This window comes from Muribacter muris, from assembly GCF_001038205.1.
GTDB lineage: Bacteria > Pseudomonadota > Gammaproteobacteria > Enterobacterales > Pasteurellaceae > Muribacter > Muribacter muris.
This window is the reverse complement of the sequence record NZ_JWIZ01000035.1, coordinates 1-12,752: the sequence shown is the minus strand read 5'-3', so window position 1 is coordinate 12,752 and position 12,752 is coordinate 1. Positions and strand designations below refer to the sequence as shown.

Annotated in this window: 10 protein-coding genes; 5 read left to right on the top strand and 5 right to left on the bottom strand. The window is 45.4% G+C overall.

What is annotated here, in order from left to right; all coding sequences use genetic code 11:
- Positions 1-12: 12 nt before the first annotated feature.
- From nrfB to nrfD, 3 genes are read left to right on the top strand one after another with little or no spacing between them, the layout of a single operon-like run.
- Positions 13-648 (top strand): cytochrome c nitrite reductase pentaheme subunit, encoded by a 636-nt coding sequence (gene nrfB, locus RO21_RS06310; protein ID WP_047976953.1) that lies wholly within the window; start codon positions 13-15, stop codon positions 646-648.
- Positions 645-1,328: a cytochrome c nitrite reductase Fe-S protein gene (nrfC, locus tag RO21_RS06305; RefSeq protein WP_047976952.1), complete on the top strand. Its 684-nt coding sequence runs from the start codon at positions 645-647 to the stop codon at positions 1,326-1,328. Before nrfB ends, nrfC begins: the two co-directional genes overlap by 4 nt.
- Positions 1,325-2,284 (top strand): cytochrome c nitrite reductase subunit NrfD, encoded by a 960-nt coding sequence (gene nrfD, locus RO21_RS06300; RefSeq protein WP_047976951.1) that lies wholly within the window; start codon positions 1,325-1,327, stop codon positions 2,282-2,284. Before nrfC ends, nrfD begins: the two co-directional genes overlap by 4 nt.
- A gap of 78 nt (positions 2,285-2,362) precedes the next feature.
- On the opposite strand, the gene RO21_RS06295 is transcribed toward nrfD, so the two are convergent.
- The 3 genes from RO21_RS06295 to map form a co-directional block, all read right to left on the bottom strand.
- Positions 2,363-4,756, bottom strand: a complete 2,394-nt coding sequence (locus RO21_RS06295) for a class I adenylate cyclase (RefSeq protein WP_047976950.1) — start codon at positions 4,754-4,756, stop codon at positions 2,363-2,365.
- Positions 4,757-5,584: 828 nt separating this feature from the next.
- Positions 5,585-6,805, bottom strand: a complete 1,221-nt coding sequence (locus RO21_RS06290; RefSeq protein ID WP_047976949.1) for a uracil-xanthine permease family protein — start codon at positions 6,803-6,805, stop codon at positions 5,585-5,587.
- 17 nt (positions 6,806-6,822) lie between these two features.
- Complete coding sequence (gene map, locus RO21_RS06285; RefSeq protein WP_047976948.1) at positions 6,823-7,629, bottom strand: type I methionyl aminopeptidase; 807 nt, start codon at positions 7,627-7,629, stop codon at positions 6,823-6,825.
- Between the two features lie 411 nt (positions 7,630-8,040).
- Here map and RO21_RS06280 point away from each other — a divergent pair, with 411 nt between their 5' ends.
- Entirely contained in the window at positions 8,041-8,826 is a 786-nt protein-coding gene (locus tag RO21_RS06280; RefSeq protein WP_047976947.1) for an MIP/aquaporin family protein, read from the top strand.
- A gap of 25 nt (positions 8,827-8,851) precedes the next feature.
- Positions 8,852-10,360, top strand: coding sequence for a glycerol kinase GlpK (gene glpK, locus RO21_RS06275; protein ID WP_047976946.1), 1,509 nt, complete (start codon positions 8,852-8,854; stop codon positions 10,358-10,360).
- A gap of 106 nt (positions 10,361-10,466) precedes the next feature.
- Here the strand turns inward: glpK and RO21_RS06270 are convergent, their stop codons facing one another.
- Together RO21_RS06270 and glpQ are read right to left on the bottom strand one after the other, a co-directional pair.
- Complete coding sequence (locus RO21_RS06270; protein WP_047976945.1) at positions 10,467-11,444, bottom strand: glycerophosphodiester phosphodiesterase family protein; 978 nt, start codon at positions 11,442-11,444, stop codon at positions 10,467-10,469.
- Between the two features lie 71 nt (positions 11,445-11,515).
- Positions 11,516-12,592, bottom strand: coding sequence for a glycerophosphodiester phosphodiesterase (glpQ, locus tag RO21_RS06265; RefSeq protein ID WP_047976944.1), 1,077 nt, complete (start codon positions 12,590-12,592; stop codon positions 11,516-11,518).
- Positions 12,593-12,752: the final 160 nt, after the last annotated feature.

Here is a 12,752-nt window from a genome sequence, read left to right as displayed (position 1 = left end):
GTCGAGGTCATTATGAAACATTTTTTCTCCAAAATAAGACGGATAGCGCTATTACAAGCGGTCGCGTTGGGCGGATTCTTTGCAATATCCACAACTGTACAGGCAGAAATGCCTGTTCAGCCCAAGCCGATTTGGGCAGATCCGTATGCCCATATTGACGGCGAAACCTTAGCCAAAGATGCCCGCCGTGATCCGAATAAATATTGTGTGGATTGCCACGGTCATCTCTCCAAGTTTGAGCATAAAGGCAAACACTTCCAAAAAGAGACGGTTAGCCCGAATAACGGTCAGCCGTTAAATTGTGTGAGCTGCCACGGCAATATTTCGGAAAATCACCGCAAAGGTGTGAAAGATGTGATGCGGTTTAATGCACACGGCAAAGCCAAAAATCCAGCGTTGGAGCGTTCCGTTGCCGAGCAAAATCAAGTCTGCTTCGCTTGCCATAGCCCTGAAAAACTGCGGGAAACATTTTGGGCGCACGATACCCACGCTGCCAAAATTTCCTGTACCAACTGCCACATGATTCACCCTGAAAAAGAGGCAATGAAAGGCATTGAGCCGAAACAGCGGATTAAATTATGTGTGGATTGCCATACCGAAGTGCATAAAGGTGCGTTCAAAAAAACGGACGCTAAGGATACCAAATGAGTTGTTCCCGCCGAGATTTCGTATCTGGGGCGGGAGCGTTAGCGGTTGTGGCAGGCACAGGGCTTGCCGCCAGCCGACTTTCTCTCGCCAATGAGAACGAAGCAAAACCGATTCGATATGCAATGCTCCACGACGAGCAGGCCTGTATCGGCTGTACCGCCTGTATGGATGCGTGTCGAGACACCAATAAAGTGCCGGAAGGCGTTTCACGTTTAGAAATTATCCGCAGCGAACCTTACGGTGAATTTCCGAATGTAAAATATGAGTTTTTCCGCCAATCTTGCCAGCATTGCAGTAATGCGCCTTGTGTGAGCGTTTGCCCGACGGGTGCGTCTTTTATTGATAAAAGCACCGGCATTGTTGATGTTAATCCGGATTTATGCGTAGGTTGTCAATACTGCATCGCCGTTTGTCCTTATCGGGTACGTTTTATTCACCCCGAAAAGAAAACGGCGGATAAATGCAACTTCTGCCGTGATACCAACCTCGCCGCCGGCAAACAGCCTGCCTGTGTGGAAAGCTGCCCGACCAAAGCACTCACCTTCGGCGATTTAAACGATCCGAACAGTGAGATTGCAAAATTGATTAAAGAGAAACCGGTTTACCGTACCAAAGTGGAACTGGGTACGCAGCCGAACCTCTATCACGTCCCATTTGAACACGGAGAGCCTAGACGATGAACGACTATGTGCCATTCCAAACGCCCAATCTCGTCTGGGATTCTACGATCGCCATTTACCTGTTTTTACTCGGTATTTCCGCCGGTTCGACATTATTGGCAGTGCTGTATAAACGCAGCCGTCAATTAGCTAAGCCGAGTGAAAGTTGGATTATCCGCAGCACTGCCATTATGGCGCCAGGGGCAATCATCATCGGCTTAACCTTGCTGATTTTCCACCTTGCACGCCCGTGGACATTTTGGTTTTTGATGTTCAATTACCAATTTGGCTCGGTAATGTCGATGGGGGTAATGCTGTTCCAAGTCTTTATGGCGGTACTATTCCTATGGCTTGCGATTATTTTCAAAGATCTGATTGCCACGCTGATCGTCCGCTTCCTGCCAAAACTGAAATTTGTGCTTGGCTTAATTGATATTGCGGCAAAGTTCACTAATCTGATTGAACTGCTGTTAGCGCTATTAGCCGTCGCATTGGGGGCTTATACCGGCTTTTTACTCTCTGCGCTCATCAGCTATCCAATGCTGAATAACCCTGTGTTGCCGATCTTATTTCTTGCTTCCGGCACATCATCGGGCATTGCGGCACTGCTGATTGCGGTTTTAGTTATCGGCAAAGTCTCTACTCACAGTGATGAGGTAAGCTTTTTACACAAATTTGAAACGCCAACGGTATTGTGTGAAATATTGCTGCTCTTTGCCTTTTTTGTCGGCTTATATTTCGGTGGCGGGCAGAAAACCCTCGCCGCTGTGAATGCTTTATCAGGCTTTTGGGGCAGCGTCTTTTGGATTGGCGTGGTGCTGATCGGTTTACTATTCCCGCTCATTACCGGTCAAATCGTGAGCGAGAAAACCAAGCACAACAAAGGGTTTATCGTGTTATTAGCCACTGCGGGCGTAATCGGTGTGCTTTGCCTGCGTTACTTTATTCTTTACGCCGGTCAGCTTACGATTGCTTAATTTAGAGAATGTAAGCGGTGAGATTACCACTTAAATTTGCAAAGCCACAGAAAACGGACGCATCGCGTCCGTTTTCTGTTAGAGAGGATATAAATGTTTTTGGTTAGGTTTGAACGGTAAAATCGAAATCTCTCCATTATGGTTCACTAACCGATAAAATTGCGGGAAATTAAAACTGCCAAGCTCGTCTGTATTATCGCTAAAACTGTCGGCATATAGGCGGCTGATTTTGGCTATTTTGGCGCTTTTCGACCCCGTACAATAGTAGTAGCACTCGGCTTGGTTGGTTTTATCCAGCACATAAACATTAAAGCTCTCGTCTGTATTGTCTTCAAAAAAGAATTGTAAAAAACCCTCGCTCGCAAAATTGGCAATCGCCTTAGGAATGTTAGCATTTGCCACATAGGTTTTCTGGCGGCTAATCGGGCTATTATCTGCCCCGTTTTCCTGCACAATTTCCGTCAAGCCTTTGTTTTTACTGAAGATAAGCTGCCATTTTCTGTCAGCAATTCTCACCGTTTGGATTTGCTCTTTTTGGAAAATCAGCCCAATTTGCACCGTAATACAACGTTCCACCAAATCCTTGACGGATTTCTGCAATGTATTGCGCAAATAATCACTGTAACAAAATACATTCACCGCTTGCGGCGGTGCGGAATTACGGTAAATTTTATTGGAAATAAATTTCAGCCCCTTCAAAATCGCATCGTTACCTTCAAAATGCTGGGTGAGAATTTCATTCCACATATTGCGGTAGATAATACTGATACTGCCTATCAGCCCCTGCTCCGAAGAGCCGAGATTAAACAGATCGAGCTGGGCGTTTTCCAACTTATGCTTCGGCAACGATTGGGTCGGATCTTTAACCAAATTGACCGCCACCACTAGATGACGAATTTCATTTGGGTGATACATTTCCTCCCGCTGTACTTTTGGCGCTTTTGCCGGAAAGGAAAGGCGTAAATCGGTAATAAAGCGGCGTAATTTATCCAATCGCAAAGTGCGACTGGCGAGGTGCAAGTGTGTGCCAACATTCAGCACCCCGTTAAAATAGGCCCAAGCCACCGATTTAATAATATTTTTATGGTATTGCACGTGGCGTAGGCGGGCATCATACAAGCTAAGTGGTGCGTGGTTAATCATATACCAGCCGGGCTTGGTTGAAACACCTTCACTCACTTCCACAAAGGTAATATGCTCTTCGCTAAGTTGAGTCGCGATTTTCTCGTTAATCAGCGGAATTTTGCCCGGTACGACTTCAAATACCGAGTACAGTTTACGCATTAAAATATCGGTATCTTGCGGCATTATGCTCGGATCAATCTGAAATTTGCGGGCAAAATGAATTAAGTTTCGATAACTTTGTAATAATTGTTCCACCAACATCTGTTGCTGCAACATTGCCTGCTTGATTTTCCACTCGCTACGGTTATTCAGGCACTGCACATCCTGCTCACGCCAGCCCCACTCTTTCACCAGCATTTGTAATGCTTGCTTGCGTAGCGGATCGTGCTGCCCGTCATTCGCTTTAATATAAAAACAACTGCGCAAGCGGTTCAATCTTAGCCATTCTTTACGATTTACCAAATACGCCGTAACCTGTTCCAACATCGCTAAATAGGGATCAAAATGATAGCTGACCGACTGCTCCCAAAGTAGTAACTTCTTGAAATGTTTGGAGATAAGATCGGTTTTCGGATAGGTTTCCGCATAGCTTTCCAACAATAAAATTTTAATTGCCGATTTATACGGGCTATCAATCCCTTTGTACAGCTGCCATAAACTTGCACCAAAATATTCGCCGATCGACAATTCCGAAAAATCGCCAAAATCGATCCATTCATCTAAATTTAGCACACCTTGCTCGGCATACTGGCGGATAACGTCATTGTATTTCTGATTTCCCTTATCCAAATGCAGCCATAAAATACGTTTACCGGCAAGCCGCACTGCCGAACGGTAAAATTCATCAAGCAAAAAGAAATGCTGTGCCGAACCGTTATGTTCTTCGGTTACTTCGCTATGGTATTTTTTCGCCTTAAATTCAGTCGGGTTCATCAAATAAAAATTGAGTTCCACCCCCAGCTCGTTCGCCCACTGCTTAATTAAGTGTAATTTTTGATGAATCAGAAAACGGGCATTTTCACTTAATGCACTGGAATGACAAAGCCATAAATCCAGATCGGAATACACCGTTTGCGTAATAGAACCAATGCTCCCCATTGCATAAAGCCCGTCAAACACGGGAGGGGAAGACGTTTGGGGCGAATCAAAAAGATGAATACCGCAGGGGGCGTTATCTACATAGCCCACCATATCCGGACGGTTAAAATGAATTAAGGCAGGTAGCAAATCGACAATATGCTGAAAAGCAGGAGAGCTGCCTGCAATCGCATTTTGCAGCCGAAACCGATCTAAACAATCAATGCGATCTCTCGCCCGTGCCAGTCTTTCAGCAAATGAAAGCGGCATATCTTGATGGTTTAGGGGTAAAGTTAGCTCTCGCACACAAAAACGTCCAAGGATAAAAGTAGATAATGTAGCACTTCCTTCAAAAAAGTAAAGTAAGTCAATATCATTATAGGCGGTTTAAACGGAGTATTATAGCGTTCAAAAGTATAAAAATTATACAACATAAGTTCTATTTTAGTTCAGGAATGTAGGACAAGAAGTTAGTAATGATTATTTTTAGTGATTTTTACCGACTCTTTTTATTTAAAAATTTTTGATAAACAATATCTTATGCTTTCTTCTTAAGTCGCTATGTGGAGAGTGGCGTAATTTGTCTTTGAGTGCTTTGAATAATTCTTCTATCCTCTTTGTTTGTTATTTAATTTGGGAGATTTCTCATATGTAAAAATATAATCCGTATAACGTTTTATATTTGTATGGGCACTTCTAATATGACGATGTTTATAGGGAAAATAACTGCTGTCATTCGGTTTCTCCGATCGTTCATTTAAAAATGATTGATGTTTTATTTTCCAATAATGAATGCGTAAATAAAATTCACTTTTTGAACTTGCCCTTAGTGTTTGTATCATCATTTCAATTCTCTCCGATGTGAGATTAATGATTATTTCTTAATGCTCCCATTATGAGTGAGACTAAATAAAATTGGCACATTTGCGTTAGTGGGGTTATCAAGCTTCAAGTCTGAGATCACAGTCATTAATTGAATATATTACAATGAAAGCGTTTATAGAGCTGAAGATTATTTTAAGCACACATACTTTGTGTTAGTGAATATCGGCAAAAAGGACGCCTAATGCGTCCTTTTGCGATGAAATCATTGTGAATTTAGTGTGTGCCTTTTTCCTTTGGCAAAATCAGGTTTAGTAACATTGCCACGATCGCACATAAACTGATCCCTTTTAGGGAAAACTCGCCGACATTGATTAGCATACCGCCGATACCGAAGGTCATCACCACCGACACAATGCAGAGGTTGCGGGCTTCGCTCATATCCACTTTAGCACGGATTAAGGTACTCATTCCTACCGCCGCAATAGAGCCGAACACCAGCATCATAATCCCGCCCATTACAACGCTTGGGATCGTTTGTAAAAATGCGCCCACTTTACCGCAGAATGAAATAGCAATTGCCCAACAGGCTGCCCACGTCATCACACGAGGATTGAAATTTTTGGTCAGCATTACTGCGCCGGTAACTTCCGCATAGGTGGTGTTTGGCGGGCCGCCGAGCATTGCGGCTGCGGAAGTCGCTACGCCATCGCCGAGTAACGTGCGGTGCAAGCCCGGTTTACTCAGAAAGTTTTTGCCGGCAACCGAGCTGATCGCCATAATGCCACCAACGTGTTCAACGGCGGGGGCGAGGGCAATTGGCAGCAAATAAAGAATGGCTTCCAGTTTAAATTCCGGTGCGGTTAAATTGGGTAAACTGAACCACGGTGCATCATAAACGGGTTGGAAATTCACCAGCCCGAAGCCGAGCGAAACGAGATAACCGACCACAATCGCCAACATAATCGGCACTAATTTCAGCATTCCTTTGGCAAACACTGCCACAATCAGCGTGGTAACAAGGGTAATCATCGAGACGGTGATCGCCGTGCTATAAGGAATATCCGATCCTTTGCCGATCGCCATATCCACGCCGACAGGGGCAAGCCCTAAACCGATAATAATGATGATAGGCCCAACTACGACCGGCGGAAACAGTTTATCTAACACGGTGATGCCTTTAAATTTCACCAATGCCGAGAGAGCAAAATAGATTAAACCGGTAAATACCAAACCGCCCATTGTTACCGGAATCCCCCAAGTTTGCACCCCGTATTGAATCGGGGCGATGAACGCAAAAGATGAAGCAAGGAAAATCGGCACTTGCCCTTTGGTACAAAGTTGAAAAATCAATGTACCGATACCGGCGGTGAGTAGGGCGGTATTGGGATCAAGTCCTGTAATCAGTGGCATTAGTACTAATGCGCCAAAGGCAACAAAGAGCATTTGTAAGCCGACAAACGCCTGTTTTGGTGTACTGATTTGTTGAGTAGTCATTTTTTAACGCTCTCCAGTTAGCAATTTTTCATTAGACGGCTGATTCTGCCGCTGGTGATCTCTTCTTCTCGAATGGTCAGCACCTCGCAGCCCTCAGCGGTTACCACGATTTGATGCTCATACTGGGCGGAATGGCTGCGGTCTTTGGTTTTGACTGTCCAGCCGTCCCCCATCAGCCGAATTTCTTTCTTGCCGGCGTTGATCATCGGCTCAATGGTGAACACCATTCCCTCTTGTAGCACAACACCGCTGTCATCGCTGAAATAATGCAGCACTTGCGGATCACAGTGGAACTGGTCGCCGATGCCGTGCCCGCAGTACTCACGCACAACAGAAAATCCTGCTTTTTCGGCATATTGCTGAATGGCACGTCCGATTTCTTGTAAGCGAATGCCCGGTTTGACGGTGCGTAGCCCGATATATAACGCTTCTTGGGTAACTTCGATTAAGCGTTTATCTTTTACGCTCGCTTCGCCGACCACATACATTTTGGAGTTATCGCCGTAGTAGCCGTCTTTGATCACGGTTACATCAATATTGAGAATGTCGCCTTTTTTCAGCTTTTTATCTTCGCTCGGGATACCGTGGCACACCACCTCGTTTAAGGAGATACAAGTCGCCTTTGGAAAGCTGTGATAACCCAAACAGGCGGGAATGCCCTGCTGAACATTTTCAATATAGTCGTGCATAATGCGATCGAGTTCGCCGGTGGTTATTCCCTCTTTCACATAGGGTTCAATCATCACCAACACATCGCTGGCAAGTCGGCAGGCAAGGCGAAGTTTTTCAATTTCGTCTGCGGTTCTAATCGGAATATTTTTCATCGTTACTCTCTTTTACAATTCAAAGTGAGCGGATTATACGTTATTTGGCAGAAAAATTCATCGCACAACAGGCGGTCGGTTGTCGGCGATGTTTTGCAAAAATGTAACAGATAAAAAAGTGATTTTAAGCAGTGATGAACGAACTTCGCGTTGCGTTCCCGCAAAATTTAACGATGTATGACTTTGCATAGCATTTTGCAAAAAAATGCGCCGAACAGACCGCGTGTTATAGCGTTTGAACATAAGTAAACTGATGTAGATCAAATTTTTACATTTGAATAACAAATTTTTGTGCGGTACTTCACATTTTTATACATTAGTGTTTGCGAAAAATGTCCGTTTCTCTATATTAACGCCGAAAAATTTTCGTTTTCAAACATTTTGAACATATTCCATTTCCGTGGAGGCTATATGGAAAGATCATTAAAAACAGCGTGTATCGGTGAATTTATCGGCACGGGATTGATTATTTTATTTGGTGCGGGCTGCGTAGCGGCGGCACAGGTTGCCGGTGCAACTTTCGGCTTGTGGGAAATTTCGATCGTGTGGGGGTTAGCGGTGGCAATGGCGGTGTATGCGTCTGCCGGTTTATCCGGTGCGCACCTTAACCCTGCTGTAACGATTGCCCTGTGGCGATTTGCCTGTTTTGACGGCAAAAAGGTCGTGCCTTACATCATCGCACAAATGCTTGGGGCGTTTACGGCGGCAGCCGTGGTCTATTTTCTCTATCGGGATCTCTTTATTGCGAGCGAAGCGGCACAGAATATTGTGCGGGGCGAAGACATCGGCTTTGCTGGCGTGTTCTCCACCTACCCGAACCCGCATATCAGCGTGCTGCAAGCCTTTTTTGTCGAAGTGGTTATCACTGGGGTGCTGATGGCGTTAATTCTTGCGCTGACCGATGACGGTAACGGCGTGCCGAGAGGGGCGATGGCACCGTTGTTAATCGGTTTGTTGATTGCAGTAATCGGCGGATCGTTCGGGCCGTTGACCGGCTTTGCAATGAACCCTGCCCGTGATTTTGCGCCGAAAGTTTTTGCGTTCCTTGCCGGCTGGGGAGAAGTGGCTTTCACCGGTGGGCGTGATATTCCTTACTTCCTCGTGCCGATTTTCGGGCCGATTGTGGGCGCTCTATTAGGCGGCTTCTTCTACAACCGTTTTATCGGCAAAAATCTGCCGTGCAAATTACAGAAATAACTAATTGATTTTAAAGGTGAATACTATGGAAAAAGAATACATTATCGCTCTTGACCAAGGCACAACCAGCTCCCGTGCGGTGTTATTGGATAAAAATGCGAATATTGTCGAAGTCGCACAACGTGAATTTACCCAAATTTATCCGCAAGCCGGCTGGGTCGAACATAATCCGATGGAGATTTGGTCGAGCCAAAGCTCAACCCTAAATGAAGTGGTGGCAAAAGCAGGGATTAGTGCAGATAAAATTGCGGCAATTGGGATCACCAACCAACGTGAAACCACGATTGTGTGGGAAAAAGAGACCGGCAAACCGATCTACAATGCGATTGTGTGGCAATGCCGCCGTACCGCCGATTTCTGCGAAACCCTTAAAGCGAACGGGCACGAAGCCTATATCCGCCAAACCACAGGGCTGGTGGTCGATCCTTACTTCTCCGGCACGAAAGTGAAGTGGATTTTGGATAATGTCGAAGGGGCAAGAGAGCGGGCGAAAAGAGGCGAATTGCTGTTCGGCACGGTTGATACTTGGTTGGTATGGAAGCTCACGCAAGGGCGTTCGCACGTTACCGATTACACCAATGCGTCCCGCACAATGCTGTTCAATATCCACACGAAACAGTGGGACGACAAGATGCTCGAATTATTGGACGTGCCGAGAGAAATGCTGCCGGAAGTGCGTAACTCTTCCGAAATCTACGGGCAAACCAATATAGGCGGTATGGGCGGTGTGCGTATTCCGGTTGCAGGGATTGCCGGCGACCAACAAGCCGCACTCTACGGACATTTATGCGTGGAACAGGGGCAGGCGAAAAATACCTACGGTACGGGCTGTTTTATGTTGATGAATACCGGCGACAAAGCGGTACAATCACAAAACGGCTTGCTGACAACCATCGCTTGTAATGCCAAAGGCGAACCGTGCTATGCGTTGGAAGGCTCGATTTTTATGGGGGGCGCTTCTATCCAGTGGCTGCGTGATGAACTGAAAATTATTCACGATGCCCGTGATTCCGAATATTTTGCCACTAAAGTCGAAACGACCAATGGCGTATATGTTGTGCCGGCATTTACCGGCTTGGGCGCGCCTTATTGGGATCCGTACGCACGAGGGGCTATTGTCGGGCTTTCCCGTGGCTCGAACCGCAATCATATTGTGAGAGCTACCCTTGAGTCGATTGCTTATCAAACCCGAGAAGTGTTAGATGCAATGCAAGCGGATAGTGGTGCGACCCTTGAAACCTTGCGTGTGGACGGCGGCGCAGTTGCTAACAATTTCTTAATGCAGTTCCAAGCGGATATTCTCAATGCCAACGTTGAGCGTCCGGTGGTGCGGGAAGTTACGGCACTGGGGGCGGCTTACCTTGCGGGCTTGGCGACAGGCTTCTGGAGGAGCTTAGACGAGTTGCGCAATAAAGCGGCGATTGATACGGTCTTCACACCGGATAATGACGAAGCGAAACGCACCCGCCGTTATAAAGGCTGGAAAAAAGCGGTGAAACGGGCGTTGGAATGGGCGAAAGAAGACGCTGAGTAATCGCAGGGAAGAGGCAAGCGGTCGGTTGAGAGGGATATTTTGCAAAAATCCTGCCCCAACCGATCGCTTGTTATGATTAGAGAATATAAAAACCGCTTAGAATCCCTTACGGTTTGTGTGTGATGAACACATCGCAACTTGGCACATTTTTTAGGGTGAGGCACGCGTTGCGTAGGGAAATAAAACGGGTTAATTCAATAGCCATATCCGATTGGAAAACATTAGCACCGGACGCTAAATAGCTTTTCCACAGGCTGTAATCAAAACGCTCTGCTGCACCGTCCGCATCATTGAGGGTGTTAATCCAAAGGCGGACTTTATGTTTATCCGCCAAAGCGACTAATTCGGGGGTAATATCCGACATATAGGTATGCATAATTTTAAAATTATGCCCCCACATTTTTTGGAATTTATGAAAATCCTCAATCGGATTACCGCCTTTTGCAATTGCAAGGTTAATCGGCAACGGCATAATGCCTGTTTTATCCGTTACCTCTTTCAATTTTTTGGCATTGCTGTTATATGCCATCAAATTATCCTTACCAAACTCTTTGACTAATGCGGTCAGTTTATCGACATCGATTTCTTTCAAATCCAAATCTAAGAAAACCCGATCTTTGGCGATTTCAAGGGCTTCTCTTAATGTGGCGACACGGTGGGTTTGCCCATCAAAACCGTCTGTGAGAGTCAGTTGCTTGATTTGGTCTAAGGTCAGTTTAGAGACCGGCACTTTGCCTTTAAATTTTCCGTCTTTTTCACTGAGCTCGGGAAACAGTGATTGAACGTTAGTGGTGCGATCTAAGGTTTCATCGTGTACCAACACATAGTGTCCATCGGCAGTTAAACGGGGGTCAACCTCAATGATGCTGACGCCACGGTTAATCGCTAAATGGATTGCGGCAAGGGAATTTTCAGGAAAAATCCGGCTTTCAATCCCCGCTTGCGCCCGATGAGCCACGGTCATTTGAGCAAAAGGATAGCTTTCAAAATTTGCCAAAATTTTTTGTGTTGCCGTATTCGCAAAAGCGATGGATGAAAAGAGCAAAAGCAGTGCTGCTGTGATGAAGTTTTTTCGCATTTGCATAAAGAACCCCGACATTTAGTGTATCAATGTTGCAGTGTTTTCAATTTTGAACGTGCATAGCGTTAAGCCGTTTATTTAGCTGATCGGATAAACGCCGTGCCCGTATCGGGAAAATCGGTAAACACGCCCGTCGCACCTGCTTTATTGAGGAGCGCGTCATACATTTGATTGACGTTGCTAAAAAACGGCGGTAATGCATCTTGACGAACGGTGTAAGGGTGAAGTTCCAGCTTTAATTTTGCCAGCTCTTGCACTAACGGGGTGTATTGAGCATTGTCGGCGGTTGATTTTTCTTTATCAATCAACATATACCAGCCCGGCCCGACACCGTCTGCGTATTTTGCCACTTCTTGCATTGCATTCGGTTTAAACATCCAATCGTAACTATAATTGACCCAGTTGCCTGCCTGATCTTTTTCTTCCGTTTCGTGCCAATCGGTGTAAGCAATCAGTTGGATTAATTTAATATCCATAGCCAACTGTGGCAGCAATTCGGTTTTGATCCGTTTTAATTCATTAAAATCAAAGGTTTGGAGATAGACCCGATCGGCTTTTTGCGTGTAACCGTATTTTTTCAGCACCTTTAACGTCGCAAGAGCAATATCTTTGCCCTCTTTATGATGTAGCCACGGTGCTTTGATTTCCGGATAAATACCGATTTTCCGCCCTGTTGATTTTTCTAATCCTTGAATAAATTCAATCTCTTCTTCAAAGGTGTGAATGTTGAATTTGGATTGCCACATCGGGAAGCGGTTCGGATAGACCTGTACCTGTTTGCCGTTTTCCAATTTGAAATTTTCGGTCATCTCAAGGGTGCGGATTTCATCAAGGGTAAAATCAATCACATAGTAACGCCCGTCCGCTCTAGCTCGGTGAGGGAATTTTTTAGCGACATCGGTTAAGCCGTCTAAAAAATGGTCGTGAATGACTATCAACTTATCGTCTTTGGTCATTGCAAGATCTTGCTCTAAATAGTCCGCTTGCTGCCCAACGGCAAGAGCTTTTGCCTCCAACGTATGCTCCGGCAGATAACCGCTTGCACCACGGTGGGCGATGATCAGCTTGTTATTGAGATCTGTGGCAAAGGCAGTGGTATGGCTGAATGCGGTTGCGGCAACGAGTGCGGCGAGTAAGGTATTGAATTTCATAGTAGCTCCTTTTTGATCAATAAATAATGGTTATTTTGATTGATTTGTATGACGGTTTGATGACATAAAAACGGTATTATGTAGCAAATGCACAAAAATAGACATTTTAACAGAATGTAGGGACACACTGCGTGTGTCCTTTATAAAAATCAAATTATTT